The sequence below is a fragment of the Streptomyces sirii genome, from assembly GCF_045690365.1.
Taxonomy (GTDB): Bacteria; Actinomycetota; Actinomycetes; order Streptomycetales; family Streptomycetaceae; genus Streptomyces; species Streptomyces sirii.
The window spans coordinates 6,169,459-6,191,022 of sequence record NZ_CP147982.1 but is presented as its reverse complement, the minus strand read 5'-3'; the positions used below and the strand labels follow the sequence as shown (position 1 = coordinate 6,191,022).

The window sequence follows — 21,564 nt, the reverse complement described above, 5'->3', positions numbered from 1 at the left end:
ATGACACGCCGTTGTGACCCCTAGGATTCTCCTTATCACCTCACCGGTCTCTTCGACAGGAACCCCATGAGCGACACTTCCTCCCCCTTCGGCTTCGAGCTCGTGCGGCGTGGGTACGACCGCGGTCAGGTGGATGACCGCATCACGAAGCTCGTCGCCGACCGCGACAGCGCGCTGGCCCGCATCACGTCGCTGGAAAAGCGGATCGAGGAGCTGCACCTCGAAACGCAGAACGCCCAGGCGCAGGTCAATGACGCCGAACCGTCCTACGCGGGCCTCGGAGCGCGCGTGGAGAAGATCCTTCGTCTTGCCGAGGAGGAGGCGAAGGATCTGCGCGAGGAGGCCCGCCGGGCCGCCGAGCAGCACCGCGAGCTCGCCGAGTCGGCCGCCCAGCAGGTCCGCAACGACGCCGAGTCGTTCGCCGCCGAGCGCAAGGCGAAGGCCGAGGACGAGGGCGCGCGGATCGTCGAGAAGGCCAAGGGCGAGGCGTCCACGCTGCGTGCCGAGGCGCAGAAGGACGCGCAGTCCAAGCGCGAGGAGGCGGACTCCCTCTTCGAGGAGACCCGCGCCAAGGCCGCCCAGGCCGCCGCGGACTTCGAGACCAACCTCGCCAAGCGCCGCGAGCAGTCCGAGCGCGACCTGGCCTCGCGACAGGCCAAGGCCGAGAAGCGGCTCGCGGAGATCGAGCACCGCGCCGAGCAGCTCCGCCTGGAGGCCGAGAAGCTGCGTACGGACGCCGAGCGCCGGGCCCGCCAGACGGTGGAGACCGCGCAGCGCCAGGCCGAGGACATCGTGGCGGACGCCAACGCCAAGGCGGACCGCATCCGCAGCGAATCCGAGCGCGAGCTGGCGGCGCTGACCAACCGCCGCGACTCGATCAACGCGCAGCTGACCAACGTCCGCGAGATGCTGGCGACGCTGACCGGCGCGGCGGTGGCCGCGGCCGGCGCCCCCGGCGACGAGGAGGCCATCTCCCGCGGCGTCCCGGCCCAGCAGACCCGCTGAGCCGTCGGAAGGTTTCACCACTCCCCCGTACGACCGCGCCCCCGTATTTCCGCCCACCGAGGCGGCTACGGGGGCGCTGTCGTAGGGGTCGACCGGGCGGCCGCGCCCCGGTGGCAGGGCCCGTGAGCCGCCCCTAGCGTGCTGTACATGATCGAGCTCGACGGGCTGACCAAGCATTACGGCGACACGGTCGCCGTCGACGACCTCACCTTCACGGTCCGGCCCGGCATCGTCACCGGCTTCCTCGGCCCCAACGGCGCGGGCAAGTCGACGACCATGCGGATGATGCTCGATCTGGACAACCCCACCTCCGGTACGGTCCGCATAGACGGCCGGCACTACCGACAGCTGCAGGATCCGCTGACGTACATAGGCGCGCTGCTGGAGGCGAAGGCGGTACACGGCGGCCGCAGCGCCGCCAACCATCTGCTGTGCCTGGCGCAGAGCAACGGCATCCCGCGCAGCCGGGTCGCCGAGGTGCTCGACACGGTGGGCCTGAGCTCCGTGGCGAAGAAGCGCGTCAAGGGCTTCTCCCTCGGCATGAACCAGCGGCTCGGCATCGCCGCCGCTCTCCTGGGCGACCCCCAGGTGCTGCTCTTCGACGAACCGGTCAACGGCCTGGACCCCGAGGGCATCCACTGGATCCGCAACCTGATGAAGAACCTCGCGGCCCAGGGCCGTACGGTCTTCGTCTCCTCCCACCTGATGAGCGAGATGGCGCTGACCGCCGACCACTTGGTGGTCATCGGGCAGGGCCGGCTGATGGCGGACACGTCCATGAAGGACTTCATCCACCAGAACTCGCGGTCGTACGTCCGGATGCGGTCCCCGGAGCGGGAGCGGCTGCTCGGTGTGCTGCGCGACGCGGGCATCCACGCGGTGGCGGTCGGCGACGGCTCACTGGAGATCGACGGGGTGCCCGCCGAACGGCTCGGCGAACTGGCCACCGCCCACAACCTCGTCCTGCACGAGCTGAGCCCCCAGCAGGCGTCCCTGGAGGAGGCGTTCATGCGGCTGACGGCCGGGTCGGTGGAGTACCACGCGCACGACGGCGAACCGCACGCCGCACCGGGTCGGCCGCCGTGGCCCTCGCAACCCCAGCAGCCCCCGCAGCCGGCGCAGTCCCCGGGGCCGGCCGTCGCGGGGCCCGATACGCCCCGGGCGGCCGGCTGGGGTGCCGACTGGCGCGAGAAGAGGAGCTGACCGATGGCGGTGGTCGAACAGGTCATCCGTTCGGAGTGGACCAAGATCAGGACGGTGCGGTCCACGGTGTGGACGCTGGGCACCGCCGTCGTGGTCACCATCGCGCTCGGCGTGCTGATCTGCACGCTGGTCGGCAACGACTTCGCCGCCGTGCCGGCCCGGGAGCGGCTGTCGTTCGACGCCACCAACCTGAGCTTCGCCGGGATGGGGCTGGGCCAGCTCGCGATGATCGTCTTCGGGGTGCTGGTGGTCTCGAACGAGTACAGCACCGGCATGATCCGCGCCTCGCTCGCGGCCGTACCGCAGCGCGGCACCTTCCTGTTCTGCAAGCTGCTGGTGGCCACCGCGCTGGTCTTCGTCGTGGGCCTGGCGACCAGCTTCGTCGCGTTCTTCGCCGGGCAGGCGGCGCTGGGCGAGGTCCTGCGCGCGCACCTCGGTGATCCGGGGGTGCTGCGCGCGGTGATCGGCGGCGGCCTCTATATGACCCTGATCGCGCTGTTCTCGATGGCGGTCGCCACGATGCTGCGCAGCGCGATGCTCTCGCTGGGCATCCTGATGCCGTTCTTCTTCCTGATCTCGCAGATCCTGGGCAACGTCTCCGCGACCCGCAAGGTCGGCCGCTTCCTCCCGGACCAGGCGGGCCGGAAGATCATGGAGGTGGTGCCCCCCGCCGGCAGCGATGTGCCCTACGGCCCGTGGGGCGGACTCGGCATCATGATCGCCTGGACCGCGGCCGCCCTGATCGGCGGCTACGTACTCCTGAAGAGACGGGACGCATAACCGCTCGCGCCCGCCCCCGCACGGGCTTCGCGCACCCCGTGACGAAATTGACGGGAACCGTCAACGGCCGGATAGCCTCCTAACCCTCACGGGGGTACGAGAGCACCTCTGCCCCGACCATCTCGCGAGGGGCGGAGAATGATCGAGGCAGTCGGCCTGACGAAGCGCTACGGCGCCAAGACGGCCGTGTACAACCTGTCGTTCCAGGTACGGCCGGGTGCGGTGACCGGCTTCCTGGGGCCCAACGGCTCCGGCAAGTCGACGACCATGCGCATGATCCTGGGCCTGGACGCACCGACCTCGGGGCACGCCACCATCACCGGCCGCCCGTTCCGCAGTCTCCCCAACGCCCCGCGCCAGGTGGGCGCGCTGCTCGACGCCAAGGCCGTGCACGGCGGCCGCAGCGCGCGCCAGCACCTGCTCTCGCTCGCCCAGCTGTCCGGTATCCCCGCCCGCCGGGTCGACGAAGTGCTCGGCGTGGTCGGTCTCCAGGACGTCGCGGGCCGGCGCTCCAAGGGCTTCTCGCTCGGCATGGGGCAGCGCCTGGGCATCGCCGCGGCGCTGCTCGGCGATCCGCAGGTGCTGCTCTTCGACGAGCCGGTCAACGGCCTGGACCCCGAGGGCATCCTGTGGGTGCGCAACCTGATGAAGCAGCTGGCGGCCGAGGGCCGTACGGTCTTCGTCTCCTCCCACCTGATGAGCGAGATGGCGCTGACCGCCGACCACTTGATCGTGATCGGCCGCGGACAGCTGCTGGCGGACATGTCGGTCAAGGACTTCATCTCGGCCAACTCCGCCGATTTCGCCCGGGTTCGCACTCCGGACACCGAGCCGGAGCAGCGCGAGAAGCTGACCGCCGCGATCGGTGAGGCGGGCGGCCAGGCGGCGTCGGAGCCGGACGGCGCGCTGCGGGTGACCGGGCTGCCGCTGCCCCGGATCAGCGATCTGGCGCACGAGGCCGATGTCCGCCTCTGGGAGCTGTCGCCGCACCAGGCGTCCCTGGAAGAGGCGTACATGCGGATGACGCAGGCCGCCGTGGACTACCGCTCGACCAACGATCCGCGGGCCGGTCTGCAGCAGGCCGCCGCCGGGTACGCCCCGCAGGGCGGCGTCCCGGGGTACGCGGGTGGCCGGCCCCCGATGCCCGGCCAGGAACAGCCCAATCCGTACGCCCAGCAGGTTCCGTACGGCCAGGTGCCCGCCGCCGCCCCGGGGGCGGGCTATCCGCCGCCGGCACAGGGTCACCCGTACGGGGCACCCGCGTCGTACGGCGCGCCCCACCCTTACGGGCAGCAGCCTGCCGCCCCCATGCCGCCGACCGCCGCCGGCGCCCCGCCCGCGCACCCCGCCCCCGCCGCCGGACACCCCGCGCCGGCCGGTGCCCCCGCCCCCCTGCCCACGCCGCAGAACGAGGACGCCCGATGACCAGCCCTCAGCAGCCGCAGCCCCAGCCGCAGCCTGAGCGCGGACCGCACGACGCCGGCGCACCGCAGCAGCCGATGCCGGCCTCCCCCACGCTCGACTCCGCTCGCGCGGGGGGACCCCCACCGCCGATGCCGCCCACCGCACCGCCGGCCGCACCGCCCCAGCCGCAGGGCCCGCCGGAGCAGCCGGCCGACCAGCAGCCCGCGCCCGCCAAAGAGGCCGGCACGATGATGCTCCAGGACCAGCCGGCGCCCGGCCAGCCCGCCCCCGCCAAGGAAGCGGGCACGATGATGCTCCAGGCGCAGCCGATGCCCGAGCAGCCCGCGCCCGGTCAGCCCGCCCCGGCCGGGCAGGCCGGCACGATGATGCTGCAGGCCCAGCCGATGCCCGAGCCCCGGCCGCTCGCCGCACACGGTCCGGGCAAGGACGCGGGCACGATGATGCTCCAGGCCCAGCCCCCGGCCGCCGCCCAGCCCCCGGCCCAGGGCCCCGCCCCGGCAGCGCAGCCGCCGGCCCCGCACCAGCCCCGGACCCAGCCCGGTTACGCCGGCGCGGGCGTCGGCGGATACACCTCGCCGATCCCGGTACGCCCGACCCACCTCGGCCATGCGCTCGCCTCCGAGTGGACGAAGATCCGCTCGGTGCGCTCGACGATCTGGACGCTGGGCGTGATGCTGCTGCTGATCGTCGGCATCGGTCTGCTGGGGAGCATCGCGGCGGGCTCCGACCGCGAGATGGACCCGCTGCTCGGCGTCGGCTTCGTCGGCGTGCTGCTCGGCAGCCTGTGCGTGATCACCCTCGGTGTGCTGTCGATCTCCTCGGAGTACAGCACCGGCATGATCCGTACGACGCTGACCGCCTGCCCCAGCCGCATGCGGGTGCTGACCGCGAAGGCACTGGTCTTCTTCACGCTGGCGCTGGTGATCACGACGGTCGCCACCTCCCTGGTGGCGCTGTTGGACTCCGCGATGCTCAACGGCCCCGCGCCGACCGCCGACCAGTGGCTGCGCGCCACCGTCGGCGCCGGGCTGTACGTGGCGCTGCTCGGTCTGCTGGCGCTGGCCGTCGGCACGCTGCTGCGGCACTCCGCCGGCGCCATCAGCACCATGATGGGAATGGTGCTGCTGCCGATGCTGCTGGCACTGTTCCTGCAGGGTGAGAGCGTCAAGGAGATCCAGCGGGCACTGATCGAGTACTCGGTGCCGAGCGCCCTGGCCACGCTCTACGACATCCCGTTCCTGAGCACCGGCCCGTCCGGCTGGACTCCCCTGTGGATCCTCGCCGGGGTGACCGCGGTGGTACTGGGCGGCGCCTACGCCGCCCTCGCCCAGCGCGACGTCTGACGCCGCACCACGCGCTCGGTACTCAGTATCGGGGCGCGTTCCGGGACCGCTGGAGCCGCGCGCTCCGGCGGTCCCGTGCGTTCCAGCACGCCTTGTGCCAGTGCCGGCGGTCGTCGACGTCGCCGTGCCGCGGCCAGGCGACGACATGCGGGACCCCGGGCGGGATCTCCTGGTCGCAGCCGGGGCAGCGGTAGTGCTTGGCCGCGCCGCCGCCCCCGACCTGCCGCACGACCCAGTCCTCGCCGCGCCACTCCTCGGTCTGCTCCAGGCCGTAGCGGTCACCGCCCGTGCGGTCGATGGGCTTCGCACCGCCGTGCTGGCGGTTTCGACGCGGGGACACAGAACACCTCGGGATGCGTACGGGGTCACGGGCTGTCACCAGCGTACGCGGCGGCTTCGGGGGTAGGCGCCGCGCGGCGGGATTCTGCGATCATCGGGAAATTCCGCGCCAGGCCGTGCCCTTGGCACGTGTCAGCCGTTGTTGCCTGTAAGGGGGGAGTCGCGTCGGCTGCGAGGAGGCAGAGAGCGATGCGCGTTGGGGCTTTCATCCTGGCCGCTCAATTCCCCGGTCAGGGACAGGGGGAGGCACTGCACCGCGCGGTGCGTTCCGCGGAGGTCGCCGAGGAGACCGGGCTCGATGACGTCTGGCTGGCCGAACACCACTTCGTGCCGTACGGCGTCTGCCCGAGTGCGGTGACCCTGGCCGCGCTGCTGCTGGGCCGCACCCGCAGGATCGGCGTCGGGACGGCGGTGAGCGTGCTGCCCACCCAGCATCCCGTGGCGCTCGGCGAGCAGGCCGCGCTGCTGCACCTCACCTCCGACGGCCGTTTCACGCTCGGTGTCGGCCGCGGCGGCCCCTGGGTCGATCTGGAGGTCTTCGGCGCCGGGCTCGCGGCGTACGAGCACGGCTTCCCCGAATCGCTCGATCTGCTGATGCGCTGGCTGCGCGAGCCCAGGGTCGACGCGCAGGGCGAGCGCTACGCCTTCCGGGAGGTGGCGGTGGTGCCGCGGCCGGATCAGGCGCTGGGCGATCCGGACGATCCGTGCGCGGTACCCCCGGGACCGCCGGTGGTGGTGGCCTGCACCTCCCCCTCGTCGGTGCGGATGGCCGCCGAGCGCGGGCTGCCGATGCTGCTGGGCATGCACTGCGGCGACGAGGAGAAGGCGGAGATGGTCGCGCTGTGGCGGACCGTCGCGCGGGAGGCCGGCCGGGACGGCGACGAGATCGCCGCGGCCGGGCATGTCTCGGCGGGCGTGGTGCAGGTCGGGGACGGCCGCGCGGGGGCGACCGAGGCCCTGACGAAGGCGATGCCCGGCTGGCTGCGGCAGGGACTGGGCGCGCATGTGACGGTCGACGGCCGCTATCGCGCGATGCGCGATCCGCTGGCCTATACGGAGTTGCTGTGCCGGCTGCATCCCGTGGGCCCGCCCCGCCTGTGCGCGGACCGCCTGGCGGCGTCCTCGGAGCGTACGGGCATCACCCGCTTCGCGCTGCTGGTCGAGGGCTCCGGTGATCTCGCGGCGACGGAGGAGAACGTCCGCCGGTTGGGCACGGAGGTCATGCCGCAGCTGGGGTGAGCCCGCCCGATGCGGCGCGGTCGGTGGCGCGACGGCGCCGTGCCGTGAAGGTGTCATCGTCCGGCCTCGCGGTGGTGCTGCCGCTGGCACAGCGTTTCGGAGCGCGCCCAGCTCCTCGTACGCAGCGGCAGCAACTCCGATCAGCAGTCGCGGAGTTCAGGCGACTGGTTCAGCAGCTGGCCCCGGATCGAGGTGAATCGGCCCAGGCGGTCGTCCACCGCCGAGTCGAGCGGGAAGACCGCGACCCGGTGGCAGTTCTGGAAGGCGAGCCGCACACCGAAGTGGCGCTCGAGCGAACCACGGATGGCGTCACTCGCCAGTGCACGCAGCAGTTGGCCGCGCGCCTGCTCGTCCGGCGGGGGCGTCTGGTTGTCGGCGAACTCTCCGCCGTCCACCTTCAGCTGGGCCACCAGAGAGCTGATCATCCCCCATGCGTAAGGCAGGGATTTCCGGACGCAGTCGACAAATGCGGCTTCGTCGACCTCGCCTCGCTCGGCCTGTTCGAGGAGGGCCGGTGAGACGTCGAGCGACATGAGGTTCTCCTCTCGCGGCCCCGCCGGGACGGACGGGGCCTAGGGACGGGACTAGGGGTTCCGCGACGGAGCGTGTTCGCCTCACAACCCCCCGCTTCAACGGTATGCCGCGCAAGAGGCCCGCACCAGGAGATTGCACATACAACCGGCCAATGGCGAACGCCGGGGGTGCGGGGATTTCCCCCGTAAAGGCACCGTGGTCCAGGGCGAATCGCGTAGCGGGCCTCCGGTCGAGTAGCGTGACGCCCCATGCGTCTCGTCATCGCCCGCTGCTCCGTGGACTACGCGGGCCGGCTCACCGCCCATCTCCCCTCCGCCCCTCGCCTCATCCTGGTGAAGGCGGACGGCTCGGTCTCCATTCACGCGGACGACCGCGCCTACAAACCCCTTAACTGGATGTCCCCGCCCTGCACTCTCAAGGAGGGCGACGGCAGCGTGTGGACGGTGGAGAACAAGGGTGGCGAGAAGCTCATCATCACCCTTGAGGAGGTCATGCACGACTCCTCCCACGAGCTGGGCGTCGACCCGGGGCTCATCAAGGACGGCGTGGAGGCGCACCTCCAGGAGCTCCTCGCGGACCGCATCGAGACCCTCGGCGAGGGCTACTCTCTGATTCGGCGTGAATACCCCACTGCCATTGGCCCGGTGGATATCTTGTGCCGGGACGCTGATAACCAGACCGTGGCGGTCGAGATCAAGCGGCGCGGTGAGATCGACGGCGTCGAGCAGCTCACCCGCTATCTCGAACTCCTCAACCGCGACCCGCACTTGGCGCCCGTGAAGGGCGTCTTCGCAGCTCAGGAGATCAAGCCGCAGGCCCGTGTGCTGGCCACCGACCGCGGAATCGGCTGCGTCGTACTGGACTACGACGCGCTGCGCGGCATCGAGGACGACAAGCTCCGGCTGTTCTGACCCCGCCGCTCCCGCGGCACGGACACAGCGCAACGGCCCGGTACACGCGTACCGGGCCGTTGCGCTGTCCGTACGGGCCGTCAGGCGGCCGGCGCGCTCTCCGTGCCGGCGGAGCCGTCCGCGCCGCCGGGCGAGCTGCTCCCGGCGGACGAGCCGCTCGCCGTCGGGCTGCCGATCGAGGACGCGGCGGAGCTCTGCGACGGAGGCTCCGACGACGGGTCGGTCGGGGTGGGCTCCGTCGGCTCGCCGGTGGGCTCGGTCGGCGTCGGGTCGGTCGGCTCGCCGGTCGGCGGATCGGTGGGCGGGGTCGGCCGGCCGGTGGGCCGGGTGGGCCGTGCGGTCGGCTCGGTCGGGCCGGTGGTGGGGCCCGCCGTCTCGGTGCCGGGATCGGTCGGCGAGCCGCTGGTGGCCGGGCCGCTGGACGAGGGGGACGGGCTGCCGGAGCCGGAGGCGCCGCCGGGCCGGGAGGTGCCCGGCCTGGCGGAGGGCCGGTCGGAGCCGGTCGCGGGTTCCTCCGCCGGCAGGTCCGGGGTGCTGTCGTCCGTGGTCTGCTCGGTGCTGACCTTGTCGTCGGGGGCGCCGTCGCCGCCGGAGGTCGCGCCGAGGGTGACGAGGGTGCCGAGGACGGCCACCAGCAGCGCACCGGCGCCCGCGGCCACGAGGTTGCGGCGGGCCCCGCCGAACAGCTTGGCGCCCTTGCCGGCGCTCGTGCCACTGCCGCTGCCACCGCCGCTGACGGTGGCGGCCGGGACGACCTCGGTGGCGGCGGTCTGCGCGGCGCTCCGGGCGGCGAGCGGGGACGCGGCCGCCCCCACTGCGGGCCGGCGCAGCTTGGCGGTCGAGACGGCGTCGGACGGTCCGGTGGCCGCTTCCTTGGACGCGGCCGACCGCGGGTCGCCGGCGGCGGCCGCGGTGACCTGCGGGACGACCGCGGTCGCCGCCGAGGCGGCCCGCGCACGGTCGGTGACCAGCGCCAGCGCCCGCCGCCCGGCCACCGCGCCGTTGCGGTCGGAGAGCACCCCGCGCAGCCCGATGGCCGCCTCCAGCTCGGCGCGCGCCCGGTCGACGCTGCCGCTGCACAGCGCCAGCACGCCCAGTTCGTGGTGGAAGTAGGCCTCTTCGGCGACCTCGCCGGCCAGCCGCGCGGCCTCCTGGCCGTGCCGCAGGGCGCGCTCCCAGGCGCTCCAGTGCAGCGCCGCGGCGAACGCGGGGGCGGCCGTACGGGCCAGCAGCACGGCGGCGCTGGCGTGGCCGCTCTCCCGGCTCCCGGTCAGCACGCCCATCGCGGCGAGCGCCACATCGGCCTCGGCGGCGGCCCGTTCGGGGGTGACCGAGGGGTGCCCGGCCCACCAGGCGTAGTGCTGGGCGACGGTGTGGGCCCGGGCGGCGGAGCCCTCGGCGTAGCCGGCCGCGGACAGCTGGTCCGAGACGGTCGCGGCGAGCCGGTAGTGGCCGCCCACGGGGCTGATCAGTCCGCAGGCCAGCAGCTCGCCGAGAGAGGCGTCGGCGTGGGTGTCCTGGGTGAGGGCCGGCAGATGCGCCGGGTGCGGCAGCTCGCCGCCGAGCGCGATGGCGAAGCGCAGCGTCTCCTGGGCGGCGGCGCTCAGCCGGGAGGCGAGCAGCGGGGCGGGGGCGGCGGCCTCACCGAGCGACGGCAGCGGCACCTCGGGGCGCTCCCCGGACCCGGCGTCCTCGTCCGACCCGCGGTCCTCCTCGGGGAACAGCCCGTAGCCGTCGTCGAGGGCGCCGGGGCGGCTCTGCAGCCGGTCGCGCCGCCGCAGCAGTGCGGCGGCCTGCACGAACCGCAGCGGCAGCCCCTCGGACTCGAACCAGAGGTCGGCGGCCCAGGCCGTCTCGTCCTCGCTGAGCGAGCGGTCCAGCGCGCGCTCCAGCAGGCGTACGCAGCCGGCGCGGCCGATACCGCCGAGGAAGACCTCTTCGAGGTGCGAGCCGGCGCTGGGGGCCGCGACGTCGGGGGTGGCGGCGATCAGGAAGGCGCACTCGGGGGTGGCGTCGAGCAGCTCGTCGAGTGCGGCACCGCCGAACTCCAGGTCGTCCAGGACGACGATCGCGCCGATCTCGGCGACCATCCGCAGCATCTCGGGCCGGTCCGGGCGGTGCGCGGGCGCGCGGTGCACGGCGGCGAACAGCGCGTAGAGCACGTCGGTGGCGTTGCGGTGGTAACCGGAGAGCCGGACCACGCCGTCGGGCGCGAGGCTGGCGCAGGCGGTGGCTGCGGCGTCCAGCAGCCGGGTGCGGCCCGATCCGGAGGGGCCGGTGACGCGGACGGAGCGGCCGCGGGAGAGCAGCCGGACCAGGCGCTCGACGTCCTCGGTGCGCTCTTCGAGTGGGGCGTCGTGCCCGGCGACTCCGGGCGGGCCCGGGGGCGGCGGGGGCGCGGCAGCGCGGTCGGCCGCGGCGCGCTCCTCCTCGTCGAGCTTGCCGGGTGCCGCGGGCCGCTCCCCCGGCGGGCAGGGTTCTATCTCACTGCCGTCGACGGGGTTGACGGTGACGAGGTAGGGGCCCGAGACGAGCCGGACGACGCGGGAGAGCCCGCCGGAGCCGCCCTGCGCGCCGCCGAACGCGGGGGCCGGCGGCTCGGCAGGGGTGTCCTGCTCGCCGTACTCCTCGGGGCCCCGGTGGGTGTTCGGGTCCATGCTGCAAGCTCCCAGATGCTTCGTTCCACTCCGCCGGCTCCGACAGGTCGTTCTCGGTGTCGCGTCCGGTCCGGTGCCCGCCGCGGGTGATGACACACGGGCGGGAACCGAACCTTAGACCTGGAGAGCGGAACGTTGCACCGCCGGGGGCGGCTCCTGACCGGAACTTCCTGGATTAGTCGGTATCACGTGGTATACGACATTTCTGCCGTTCGATGGTTCACGCTTCACAGCGCTTTGTGCGATCTCGCTCTCCCGGGGACGCCCGGCCCCGGGCGCGGCCTGAGGGGCGGCCGCGGCCCGCCCCTCACACCCGGGGTAGCGATTCCGCTTCGATGCCGCCCTCGATGGCGAGGATGCGGTGGAGCCGGGTGGCGACCAGCAGGCGCTGCATCTGAGGGGGCACTCCGCGCAGTACCAGCCTGCGGTTGACCCGGCCGGCCCGACGGTGCGCGCCCATGATCACGCCGAGGCCGGTGGCGTCCCAGGAATCCAGCTCGGTCAGGTCCAGCACCAGGTCGCCCCGACCGGAGTCGACGGCGGCGTGCAGGGCCGTACGGGCGTCCGCCGCGCTGCGGACGTCGAGGCGGCCCCCGACGACCAGCTCGGCGTGGTCGCCCCTGATGTGCATATGCGCTCCCCTATGTCATGGGTTCGTGCATGGACGTCTACAGATCTGACTGCCTCTCATACGGCCAAGTTGCCGCCTGTAAGCGAACCGATACCGATTTTCACCCCATGGGGTGACCCCGTCAGGTCCATCGACCTGACGCGGCATCAGTGCTCGTAGAAGCCCTGCCCACTCTTACGGCCGATATCGCCCGCATCGACCATCCGCCGCATGAGCTCCGGCGGCGCGAACTTCTCGTCCTGGGACTCGGTGTAGATGTTGTCGGTGGCGTGCATCAGGATGTCGATGCCCGTCAGGTCGGCGGTGGCCAGCGGCCCCATCGCGTGACCGAAGCCCAACTTGCAGGCGGTGTCGATGTCCTCGGCGCTGGCCACGCCGGATTCGTAGAGCTTGGTGGCCTCGACGACCAGTGCGGCGATCAGCCGGGTGGTCACGAAGCCGGCCACGTCGCGGTTGACGACGACGCAGGTCTTGCCGACCGACTCGGCGAACGCCCGGGCCGTGGCGAGGGTTTCGTCACTGGTCTTGTAGCCGCGGACCAGCTCGCACAGCTGCATCATCGGCACCGGCGAGAAGAAGTGCGTGCCCACGACCCGCTCGGGGCGGGAGGTGGCCGCCGCGATCTTGGTGATCGGGATCGCGGAGGTGTTGGAGGCCAGCACGGCCTCGTCCTTGACCAGCTTGTCCAGCGTCTGGAAGATCTCCCGCTTGACGTCGATCCGCTCGAAGACGGCCTCGACGACGATGTCGGCGTCGGCGGCGGCCTCCAGGTCGGTCGTCGTGGTGATGCGGGCCAGCGCCTGCTCGGCGTCGGCCGCCGCCAGCTTCCCCTTGGCGACGAACTTCTCGTACGAGGCCTCGATGCCGCCCTTGCCGCGGGCCAGCGCCTCGTCCGTCACATCGCGCAGGACGACGTCCCAGCCGGCCTGGGCGGACACCTGCGCGATACCGGAACCCATCAGTCCGGCGCCGATGACGGCGAGCTTCTTTGCCACTGCTGTCCCCTCACACCCTGTGCATTTGAAAGCCTGTCGGTCTTTGGGTGACGTTAGCGGTCGTTGGCGATCCTTTGGTGGGTTAGAGATGCGCGTCACGCCCACCCGTCACCCGACCACCGCCCCGCAACGAGGCCCTTCGGGCCGCTTCGGCCATTTTCTATTGCGGACATCACACCGGCGGGAGCCGGTCCCGGTCAGCCGTCCGCCCGTACGGCGTAGTTGAGGACCCGCTCGCTCAGCAGCTCCTCGATCTCGTCGAGCAGGGCGAGGGCCTCGCGGGAGACCTCGGCGGGCTTACGGCCGGCGAGCATCTCCTGGACGATGGCGGTCATCAAGGTCTGGTGCACCCAGCCGATCTGGCCGGCCATCAGGCCGGGCATCGGGTCGCCGTCCGGGGCGCCGGTCTCCTGCCGGAGCGTGACCTCCAGGTCCTCGTACTGCTCCCGCTGGAGATGCCACAGGCGGGCCTGGAGGGTCGCCGAACCGTGGACGACCTTCATGAAGCGGTCATACCCCTCGATCAGCCCGACCTTGGGCGAGACGCTCACCACCTCCTCGCGCAGCTCCCGCAGCACCGCGGCGGCGGCCGACTCCCCCGCGGCACGCGCCCGCACGAAGCGCGACAGCCGGTCGACCAGGCCCTTGCCCCGGTCGAGGAAGAGGTCCTCCTTGGCCGGGAAGTAGTTGTAGACGGTGTTGACGGAGACCTCGGCGGCCTCGGCGATCTCCGCGATGGTCACCGCGTCGAAGCCGCGCTCCATGAACAGACCGGTCGCCACGTCCGAGATGTACTGGCGGGTCTGCCGCTTCTTGCGCTCCCTGAGTCCCTCTGCCATGGCCTGATCCTACTCATCGATGGACCCTCTGAAATTTTGGTGACGTTGCAATTTTTAAGTCTCTCTGTTTTTCTGTGGCCATGGCAGTCATCAGCACGTCCGGGCTCGCCCGGACCTTCACCACCAAACAGGGCACCGTCGAAGCCGTCCGGGGCATCGACCTCACCGTCGAGCGCGGCGAGATCCTGGGCTTCCTCGGCCCCAACGGCGCCGGCAAGACCACCACCCTGCGGATGCTCACGACCCTGCTGGCACCCACCGGCGGCAGCGCCACCGTCGCCGGCTGCGACCTGGCCGGCGACCCGGCGGGGGTGCGCCGGGCGTCGGGGTACGTCGCCCAGTCCGGCGGCGTCGACCCGAACGTCTCGGTCCGCGAGGAGCTGTTCACCCAGGCCCGCCTCTACCGCCTCGGCAGGGCCGAGGCCCTGGCCCGGACCGAGGAGTTGGCCGCGGAACTGGGCCTCGACGAGCTGCTCGACCGCAAGACCTCCGCACTGTCGGGCGGCCAGCGGCGCCGGCTGGACATCGCGATGGGTCTCACCCACCGCCCCCAGGTGCTGTTCCTGGACGAGCCGACCACCGGACTCGACCCGGGCAGCCGCGCCGACCTGTGGGATCTGGTCCGCCGCATCCGCGCCGAGCACGGCACCACCGTCTTCCTGACCACCCACTACCTCGACGAGGCCGACGCGCTCGCCGACCGGCTGGTGATCGTCGACAAGGGCGTGGTGGTCGCCGAGGGCACACCGGACGCCCTCAAGCGCACCCACGCCGGCTCCTCCGACGCGTCCCTGCAGGACGCCTTCCTCGCCATCACCGGGCGCGGCCGCACCCCCGCCCAGGACACCGCCCCGATCGCCGCCTAGGAGCACCCATGCCGTCCCTGCTGTCCGACATCGCGCTGATCTTCGGGCGCTACGCCCGCCAGACCCTGCGCTCCAAGCTCCAGATGCTCTTCGGCGTGCTGATGCCGCTGCTGTACCTGCTCTTCTTCGGCCCGCTGCTGACCGATCTGCCGCTGACCTCCTCCGGCAGCTCCTGGCAGGTGCTGGTGCCCGGCCTGCTGCTCCAACTCGCCCTGTTCGGCGCCTCGTTCTGCGGCTTCGGCCTGATCGTCGAGAAGCAGTACGGGGTGGTGGAGCGGATGCGGGTGACGCCGGTGAGCCGGCTGGCGCTGCTGCTGGGGCGGGTGCTGCGGGATGCCGCGCTGTTCGTCCTCCAGGCCGCCCTGCTGGTCCTGGCCGCGCTCGCCATGGGGCTGCGGGCACCGCTGCCCGGCATCCTCATCGGCTTCGGCTTCGTCGCCGTGCTGACTGTGGCGCTCGCCTCGCTGTCGTACGCGCTGGCGCTGAAGGTGGCCACCCCGCAGGCGTTCGGGCCGGTCGTCAACGCCCTCACGATGCCGTCGATGCTGCTGTCCGGGCTGATGCTGCCGATGTCGCTGGGGCCCAAGTGGCTCGATGTGCTCTCGCACTTCATGCCGTTCCGCTATCTCGTGGACGCGGTACGGGCCGGGTTCGTCGGCGCGTACGCCTCCTCGGCCCTGGTCTACGGCGTCCTGGTGGCGCTCGGCTTCGCCGCGCTGTCCGTGACCCTGTGCACCCGGGCCTTCCGCAGGGCCGCGGCGTAGGCTCGCCCACATGGTGAATCTGACGCGCATCTACACCCGCACCGGCGACAAGGGCACCACCGCCCTCGGCGATATGAGCCGTACCGCCAAGACCGATTCGCGGATCGCGGCCTACGCGGACGCCAACGAGGCCAATGCGGCGATCGGCGTGGCCCTGGCGCTCGGTTCGCTGCCGGAGGAGGTCGTCACCGTGCTGCTGCAGGTGCAGAACGACCTCTTCGACGTCGGGGCCGATCTGTCGACCCCGGTGGTGGAACACCCCGAGTTCCCGCCGCTGCGCGTCGAGCAGAGGTACATCGACCGACTGGAGGCCGAGTGCGACCGCTTCCTGGCGGACCTGGAGAAGCTGCGCAGCTTCATCCTCCCCGGCGGTACGGCCGGCGCGGCCCTGCTGCACCAGGCCTGCACGGTCGTCCGCCGCGCCGAGCGCTCCACCTGGGCGGCCATGGACGAGCACGGCGACATCATGAACCCGCTGACCGCCACCTACCTCAACCGCCTCTCCGACCTGCTGTTCATCCTGGCCCGTACGGCCAACAAGGAGGTCGGGGACGTGCTGTGGGTACCGGGCGGCGAGCGCTGACGGCGCCGGCGCGAAGGAGTGCGGGGGGTGCCCGGCGGTGACCGTCCGGGCACCCCTCAGCGCAGCGTCTTGTGCTCCGGCCGGTCCGCTTCCTGCGCGGCGGCGGCCGGGCGGGGGTCCTTCTTCTGCCAGACGAGGTAGGAGACCGCGATCACCCCGTGGATGATCAGGATCCGCATCGAGGTGCCCTGCCAGTCGCGCAGCGAGGCGATGTCGCCGTCGTCGCCGACATACCAGATGGCGATCTGCAGCAGTGCGACCGCGACGGCCACCCACAGCACCGTACGCAGCCAGAGCATCCCCTCGTGCCGGGCGCGGGCCAGGCCGTACTGCGGCGGCTTGACCGGCGGCGGGCCGCCCGCGAAGCGGTGCAGGAAGTGCCCGTCGACCCACTTGATCGTGTAGTGGCCGTAGGCGACGGTGTAGCCGATGTAGAGGGCGGCCAGGCCGTGCTTCCAGTCGGCGGACGCGCCGTTCTTCAGGTCGATCGCGGTGACGATCAGCAGCACCAGCTCCAGCACCGGCTCCATCAGCAGCACCGCCGCCCCGGTGCGCGGCATCTTCGCCAGATAGCGCAGCGCCAACCCGGCCGCCAGCAGCACCCAGAAGCCGACCTCACACGCGATGATCAGCGTGACGACCACGGCTGTCTCCCTTCCCGCCCCTCCGTCGAACACCTCAAGCCTCCCAGCGCCCGCCGCCCGGAACGTCGTCGCACACGACGATCCGCGACTGCATCTTTCGATGTAGCGCGCGATGTGCGGGGATGACCCGGACGTGGAGGCAGCGGGCCCCGGCGCCGTGTTTGATGGAGGGGTGACCGCCAGCTCCCCCGCCGCCGTCGGACGGCCGCACCGCCTCGATGTGCTCATCGCGGGCGGCGGGCTGCTCGGCGGGCTGCTGCTGTGGGCGATGGATCTGCACGGCGGCCCCCCGCGCCTGGGGCTGCCGCCCGCGCTCACCCTGGTCGCGCTCACCGCGATGTCGGCGGCCGAGCTGATGCGCCGTACCGCCCCGATGACCGCGCTGGCCGTCGCGGTGCCGGCGCTGGCACTGGACATCTGCGCCGGCACGCTGGTCGCCACCGTCCTGATGTTCACGGACGTGGTCTACGCGGCGGTGCTCTACGGCCCGCCGGCCGCGGCCCGCCGGATTCCGCTGCACTCGGTCCTGGTGACGGTGCTGGCGGCGATCGCCCTGACCGCCCTGTGGCACAGCCCGCAGGTCGTGATGGCCGTCATCGCCGCCGCGCTGATCACCATCGCCCCGGCCTGGACCGGCGTCATCACCCGCGACCACCGCGACGCCGCCCAGTCCGCCCGCCTGCGCGCCGAGCAGATGGCGCTGCTGGCCGAGATGGACCGGACCCAGGCGGTGGCGGGCGAGCGCGCGAAAATGGCCCGGGAGCTGCACGACATGGTCGCCAACCACCTGTCGGCCATCGCGATCCACGCCACCGCCGCGCAGTCCATCGACGACCCGTCGTCGACCCGCGAGGCGCTCGGGGTGATCCGTGAGAACAGCGTGCAGGGTCTGGCCGAAATGCGCCGCCTGATCGGCCTGTTGCGGGACCCCGAGGCGACCGGGCAGGCGGAGGAGCCCGCCGCGACCCCCACCCTCGACGGCCTGGACGCGCTGCTCGCCCAGGCCCGCGCGAACGGCGCGAGCAGCGGGCTGACCTTCGTGCTGGACGACGCCCGCGGTCCGGACGGCCTACCGGGCGGGCCGCGGCCGACGGCGCCGGCCGAGCTGGCCGCGTACCGCATCGTCCAGGAGTCCCTGACCAACGCGCTCAAGCACGCCGCGCCCGGTGAGGTGCGGGTACGCATCGCCCACGAGCGCGGTGGGGCGCTCACCGTCACCGTCCGCAGCCCGTTCGCCGACCGGCCCGGTCCCCGCGCGCCGGGCTCCGGCACCGGCCTGGTCGGGATGCGGGAGCGGATCGCCCTGCTGGGCGGGGCATTCGAGGCCGGCCCGGAGAGCGGGCCGGCCGGCAGAGTCTGGCTGGTGCGGGCAGCGCTGCCCGCCGCCGAGGAGGAAGAGCAACGATGACAGGCGCCGACGCGCAGCCGATCCGGGTTCTCGTCGCCGAGGACCAGTCCGCCGTACGGGCCGGGCTGGTCCTCATCCTGCGCTCCGCCCCCGACATCGAGGTCGTCGGGGAGGCGGAGGACGGCGAGGAGGCGGTACGGCTCGCCCGCGAGCTGCGCCCCACCCTCGTCCTCATGGACATCCAGATGCCCCGCCTCGACGGGGTCTCCGCCACCCGCCAGGTGGTCGCCGAGCAGCTGTCGGACGTGCTGGTGCTGACCACCTTCGACCTGGACGAATACGTCTTCGGGGCGCTGCGGGCGGGGGCCGCCGGCTTTCTGCTCAAGGACAGCGACGCGGCCGCGCTGCTGACCGCGGTGCGCACGGTGGCGTCCGGCGAGGGGTTGATCGCGCCGGCGGTGACCCGGCGCCTGATCGCGGAGTTCGCCAGCCCCCGCACGGCGTCCCGGCCGGCCCGGGACGGTGCGGCGCCGGATCCGGCGGTGCTCGACGCGCTGACGCCGCGCGAGCGGGAGGTGCTGGGGTGCCTGGGGCGGGGGCTGTCGAACGCCGATATCGCCCTGCGGCTGGCGATGGCGGAGGCCACCGTGAAGACCCATGTCAGCCGGCTGCTGGCCAAGCTCGATCTGCGCAGCCGGGTACAAGCCGCCGTACTGGCACAGGAGTTAGGGGTCGACGGGCCGTAGTCGGATGCCGCGTCGGGGGCTGTGGCCGGGGGCCGTAGCGGGATGCCGCGCCGGACTCCTCGCGAGCTCGGGGAACACCGTCCCCCACCCCCCGCGTTGGGCCCCGCAGGGGGCCCTCGTATCCCCTACGGGATCTGTTCGCCCCTCCCCTACAGGCCGTCGCCCCTCAGGTACCGGCCGCCCGTCAGGCCACGTTCACCCGCTGGCCGGGCGGCGCCGCCTCCAGCCACGCCAGGAAGCCGGTGAGCGCGTCCTCGCTCATCGCCAGCTCCAGGCGGGTGCCGCGGTGCCCGCAGGCCAGCACGATGGAGTCGGAGAGCAGCGCCAGCTCCTCTTCCCCCTGGGGGGTACGGCGCTGCAGGACCTCGATGGCGGAGCGCTCCAGGAGGCGGCGGGGCCGGGGCGCGTACGAGAACACACGGAACCACTCGATCCGGTCACCGTTGTAGCGCGCCACACCGTAGATCCAGCCCTTGCCGCTGGGCTCGTCCTCCGGCACGTCCCAGCGCAGGCTGCAGTCGAAGGTGCCTCCGGACCGCTGGATGAGCCGCCGCCTCAGTCCGAAGACGAACAGCCCCACCAGCACCAGCACCACGACCGCGCCGCTCACAAGCAGAGCGAGGACCATCTCGACCGACCTCCTCGCCTCGTTGGGGGTGCCCCCGCGCCGTCGAAGCGTGGGGGAGGGAAACGCACCTGCATTGCCTCAGCCGCGAGCCGCTCCGGAGCATTCCCGGGCAGCCCGCGGCTGAGGATCGATCTCGTCGGTGGCGGGGCTCAGTGAACGCCCGTCACCGCACGCAGCCGGACATCGGCGCGACGCTCGGCGGCCGCGTCAGCGTCCGACTTCGCTCGCTCCAGGGCCCGCTCCGCGCGCTGGACATCGATCTCGTCCGACAGCTCGGCGATCTCCGCGAGCAGAGACAGCTTGTTGTCGGCGAACGAGATGAAGCCGCCGTGCACGGCGGCGACGACGGTGCCGTCCCCGCTCTCGCCGGTCGTACGAATCGTCACCGGGCCCGACTGCAGCACGCCGAGCAGCGGCTGATGTCCGGGCATGACGCCGATGTCGCCCGACGAGGTGCGCGCGACGACCAGGCTGGCCTCGCCGGACCAGACCTGACGGTCCGCGGCGACCAACTCGACGTGCAGCTCAGCCACGATGGCTCCTCGGGTCTCCACCTGCCTGGTTCGGCAGATGTTGGGTCAAATACTAGTGGTCGTACGGACCGGGGGCGGCCAGGGCCGCCCCCGATACCGCTCCGGGGTCAGGAGACGCCCAGCTCCTTGGCATTGGCCTTGAGGTCCTCGATGCCACCGCACATGAAGAACGCCTGCTCGGGGAAGTGGTCGTAGTCACCGTCCGCGATCGCGTTGAACGCGGTGATCGACTCGTCGAGCGAGACGTCCGAGCCGTCGACACCGGTGAACTGCTTCGCCACGTGGGTGTTCTGCGACAGGAACCGCTCGATACGACGGGCGCGGTGGACGGTGAGCTTGTCCTCCTCGCCCAGCTCGTCGATACCCAGAATCGCGATGATGTCCTGGAGGTCCTTGTACTTCTGCAGGATCGTCTTGACGCGCGAGGCGCAGTTGTAGTGGTCCTGCGAGATGTAGCGGGGGTCCAGGATCCGGGACGTCGAGTCCAGCGGGTCCACCGCCGGGTAGATGCCCTTCTCCGAGATCGGGCGCGACAGAACGGTGGTCGCGTCCAGGTGGGCGAAGGTGGTGGCCGGCGCCGGGTCGGTCAGGTCGTCCGCGGGGACATAGATCGCCTGCATCGAGGTGATCGAGTGACCGCGGGTCGAGGTGATGCGCTCCTGCAGCAGACCCATCTCGTCCGCCAGGTTCGGCTGGTAACCCACCGCGGACGGCATACGGCCGAGCAGCGTGGAGACCTCGGAACCCGCCTGGGTGTAGCGGAAGATGTTGTCGATGAAGAAGAGCACGTCCTGCTTCTGCACATCGCGGAAGTACTCCGCCATGGTCAGACCGGCCAGGGCGACGCGCAGACGGGTGCCCGGCGGCTCGTCCATCTGACCGAAGACCAGTGCGGTCTTGTCGATGACGCCGGAGTCCGTCATTTCCTCGATGAGGTCGTTGCCCTCACGGGTGCGCTCGCCGACACCGGCGAACACCGACACACCGTCGTGGTTGTTCGCCACGCGGTAGATCATTTCCTGGATCAGAACGGTCTTGCCGACACCGGCACCACCGAACAGACCGATCTTGCCGCCCTTGACGTACGGGGTCAGCAGGTCGATGACCTTGACGCCCGTCTCGAACATCTCGGTCTTGGACTCGAGCTGGTCGAAGGTCGGGGCCTTGCGGTGGATCGCCCAGCGCTCGGTGACCTCGGACGCGGCCTCCGGCTTGTTCAGGATCTCACCGAGGGTGTTGAACACCTTGCCCTTGGTGATGTCGCCGACCGGGACGGTGATCCCGGCGCCGGTGTTGGTCACCGCGGCCTGGCGGACCAGACCGTCGGTGGGCTGCATGGAGATGGCACGGACCAGGCCCTCGCCCAGGTGCTGGGCGACCTCGAGGGTCAGGACCTTGAGCGCTCCGGCCTGGGCCGGGTCGGCGACCTCGACGGTCAGCGCGTTGTAGATCTCCGGCATCGCGTCGACGGGGAACTCCACGTCGACGACCGGGCCGATGACCCGGGCGACGCGGCCCGTTGCCGTGGCCGTTTCAACAGTGGTGGTCATA

At 72.0% G+C, this 21,564-nt stretch carries 22 protein-coding genes; 12 read left to right on the top strand and 10 right to left on the bottom strand.

What is annotated here, in order from left to right; all coding sequences use genetic code 11:
• The first annotated feature begins 66 nt into the window (after window positions 1-66).
• The 5 genes from WAB15_RS28040 (at window position 67) to WAB15_RS28020 (ending at window position 5,756) form a co-directional block, all read left to right on the top strand.
• Entirely contained in the window at window positions 67-1,005 is a 939-nt protein-coding gene (locus WAB15_RS28040) for a cellulose-binding protein (RefSeq protein WP_399149592.1), read from the top strand.
• 147 nt (window positions 1,006-1,152) lie between these two features.
• Window positions 1,153-2,208, top strand: coding sequence for an ABC transporter ATP-binding protein (locus WAB15_RS28035; RefSeq protein ID WP_407287927.1), 1,056 nt, complete (start codon window positions 1,153-1,155; stop codon window positions 2,206-2,208).
• 3 nt (window positions 2,209-2,211) lie between these two features.
• Window positions 2,212-2,988, top strand: coding sequence for an ABC transporter permease subunit (locus WAB15_RS28030; RefSeq protein ID WP_407287926.1), 777 nt, complete (start codon window positions 2,212-2,214; stop codon window positions 2,986-2,988).
• 138 nt (window positions 2,989-3,126) lie between these two features.
• On the top strand, window positions 3,127-4,413 hold the full coding sequence (locus WAB15_RS28025) for an ABC transporter ATP-binding protein (protein WP_407287925.1): 1,287 nt from the start codon (window positions 3,127-3,129) through the stop codon (window positions 4,411-4,413).
• Between the two features lie 440 nt (window positions 4,414-4,853).
• Entirely contained in the window at window positions 4,854-5,756 is a 903-nt protein-coding gene (locus WAB15_RS28020; RefSeq protein ID WP_407289312.1) for an ABC transporter permease subunit, read from the top strand.
• A gap of 22 nt (window positions 5,757-5,778) precedes the next feature.
• On the opposite strand, the gene WAB15_RS28015 is transcribed toward WAB15_RS28020, so the two are convergent.
• Window positions 5,779-6,096: an ATP/GTP-binding protein gene (locus WAB15_RS28015; protein WP_399149588.1), complete on the bottom strand. Its 318-nt coding sequence runs from the start codon at window positions 6,094-6,096 to the stop codon at window positions 5,779-5,781.
• Window positions 6,097-6,284: 188 nt separating this feature from the next.
• On the opposite strand from WAB15_RS28015, the gene WAB15_RS28010 reads away from it, so the two are divergent.
• Window positions 6,285-7,334: an LLM class flavin-dependent oxidoreductase gene (locus tag WAB15_RS28010; RefSeq protein ID WP_407287924.1), complete on the top strand. Its 1,050-nt coding sequence runs from the start codon at window positions 6,285-6,287 to the stop codon at window positions 7,332-7,334.
• A gap of 140 nt (window positions 7,335-7,474) precedes the next feature.
• On the opposite strand, the gene WAB15_RS28005 is transcribed toward WAB15_RS28010, so the two are convergent.
• Window positions 7,475-7,867, bottom strand: coding sequence for an SCO5389 family protein (locus tag WAB15_RS28005; RefSeq protein WP_399149586.1), 393 nt, complete (start codon window positions 7,865-7,867; stop codon window positions 7,475-7,477).
• Between the two features lie 249 nt (window positions 7,868-8,116).
• Here WAB15_RS28005 and nucS point away from each other — a divergent pair, with 249 nt between their 5' ends.
• Window positions 8,117-8,779, top strand: a complete 663-nt coding sequence (nucS, locus tag WAB15_RS28000) for an endonuclease NucS (protein WP_384432143.1) — start codon at window positions 8,117-8,119, stop codon at window positions 8,777-8,779.
• An 80-nt stretch (window positions 8,780-8,859) separates the two neighbouring features.
• On the opposite strand, the gene WAB15_RS27995 is transcribed toward nucS, so the two are convergent.
• The 4 genes from WAB15_RS27995 to WAB15_RS27980 form a co-directional block, all read right to left on the bottom strand.
• Window positions 8,860-11,436 (bottom strand): ATP-binding protein, encoded by a 2,577-nt coding sequence (locus tag WAB15_RS27995; protein ID WP_407287923.1) that lies wholly within the window; start codon window positions 11,434-11,436, stop codon window positions 8,860-8,862.
• A gap of 307 nt (window positions 11,437-11,743) precedes the next feature.
• Entirely contained in the window at window positions 11,744-12,067 is a 324-nt protein-coding gene (locus tag WAB15_RS27990; RefSeq protein WP_393908649.1) for an STAS domain-containing protein, read from the bottom strand.
• Between the two features lie 146 nt (window positions 12,068-12,213).
• Window positions 12,214-13,062 (bottom strand): 3-hydroxyacyl-CoA dehydrogenase family protein, encoded by an 849-nt coding sequence (locus WAB15_RS27985; protein WP_407287922.1) that lies wholly within the window; start codon window positions 13,060-13,062, stop codon window positions 12,214-12,216.
• Between the two features lie 197 nt (window positions 13,063-13,259).
• Window positions 13,260-13,901: a TetR/AcrR family transcriptional regulator gene (locus tag WAB15_RS27980; protein ID WP_399149583.1), complete on the bottom strand. Its 642-nt coding sequence runs from the start codon at window positions 13,899-13,901 to the stop codon at window positions 13,260-13,262.
• A gap of 80 nt (window positions 13,902-13,981) precedes the next feature.
• On the opposite strand from WAB15_RS27980, the gene WAB15_RS27975 reads away from it, so the two are divergent.
• Genes WAB15_RS27975 through WAB15_RS27965 form a run of 3 tightly spaced genes read left to right on the top strand, consistent with a single transcriptional unit; the run spans window position 13,982 to window position 16,114 of the window.
• The gene (locus tag WAB15_RS27975) at window positions 13,982-14,767 is read left to right on the top strand and encodes an ABC transporter ATP-binding protein (protein WP_407287921.1); all 786 of its coding nucleotides are present in this window, start codon (window positions 13,982-13,984) and stop codon (window positions 14,765-14,767) included.
• Between the two features lie 8 nt (window positions 14,768-14,775).
• Entirely contained in the window at window positions 14,776-15,531 is a 756-nt protein-coding gene (locus WAB15_RS27970) for an ABC transporter permease (protein WP_407287920.1), read from the top strand.
• 10 nt (window positions 15,532-15,541) lie between these two features.
• Entirely contained in the window at window positions 15,542-16,114 is a 573-nt protein-coding gene (locus WAB15_RS27965) for a cob(I)yrinic acid a,c-diamide adenosyltransferase (RefSeq protein ID WP_399149580.1), read from the top strand.
• 56 nt (window positions 16,115-16,170) lie between these two features.
• Here the strand turns inward: WAB15_RS27965 and WAB15_RS27960 are convergent, their stop codons facing one another.
• Entirely contained in the window at window positions 16,171-16,758 is a 588-nt protein-coding gene (locus WAB15_RS27960; protein WP_399149579.1) for a hypothetical protein, read from the bottom strand.
• 172 nt (window positions 16,759-16,930) lie between these two features.
• Between WAB15_RS27960 and WAB15_RS27955 the strand changes: the two genes are divergently transcribed.
• Both WAB15_RS27955 and WAB15_RS27950 read left to right on the top strand, forming a co-directional pair.
• Entirely contained in the window at window positions 16,931-18,166 is a 1,236-nt protein-coding gene (locus WAB15_RS27955) for a sensor histidine kinase (RefSeq protein ID WP_407287919.1), read from the top strand.
• The gene (locus WAB15_RS27950; protein WP_399149577.1) at window positions 18,163-18,852 is read left to right on the top strand and encodes a response regulator; all 690 of its coding nucleotides are present in this window, start codon (window positions 18,163-18,165) and stop codon (window positions 18,850-18,852) included. Before WAB15_RS27955 ends, WAB15_RS27950 begins: the two co-directional genes overlap by 4 nt.
• 184 nt (window positions 18,853-19,036) lie before the next feature.
• Here WAB15_RS27950 and WAB15_RS27945 read toward each other — a convergent pair whose 3' ends face one another.
• The 3 genes from WAB15_RS27945 to atpD all read right to left on the bottom strand — a co-directional run bounded on the left by WAB15_RS27945 (window position 19,037) and on the right by atpD (window position 21,563).
• Complete coding sequence (locus WAB15_RS27945; RefSeq protein WP_399149576.1) at window positions 19,037-19,480, bottom strand: DUF2550 domain-containing protein; 444 nt, start codon at window positions 19,478-19,480, stop codon at window positions 19,037-19,039.
• Between the two features lie 149 nt (window positions 19,481-19,629).
• Window positions 19,630-20,013 (bottom strand): F0F1 ATP synthase subunit epsilon, encoded by a 384-nt coding sequence (locus WAB15_RS27940; RefSeq protein WP_018087383.1) that lies wholly within the window; start codon window positions 20,011-20,013, stop codon window positions 19,630-19,632.
• Between the two features lie 107 nt (window positions 20,014-20,120).
• The gene (atpD, locus tag WAB15_RS27935; RefSeq protein WP_399149575.1) at window positions 20,121-21,563 is read right to left on the bottom strand and encodes a F0F1 ATP synthase subunit beta; all 1,443 of its coding nucleotides are present in this window, start codon (window positions 21,561-21,563) and stop codon (window positions 20,121-20,123) included.
• Window position 21,564 lies beyond the last annotated feature (1 nt).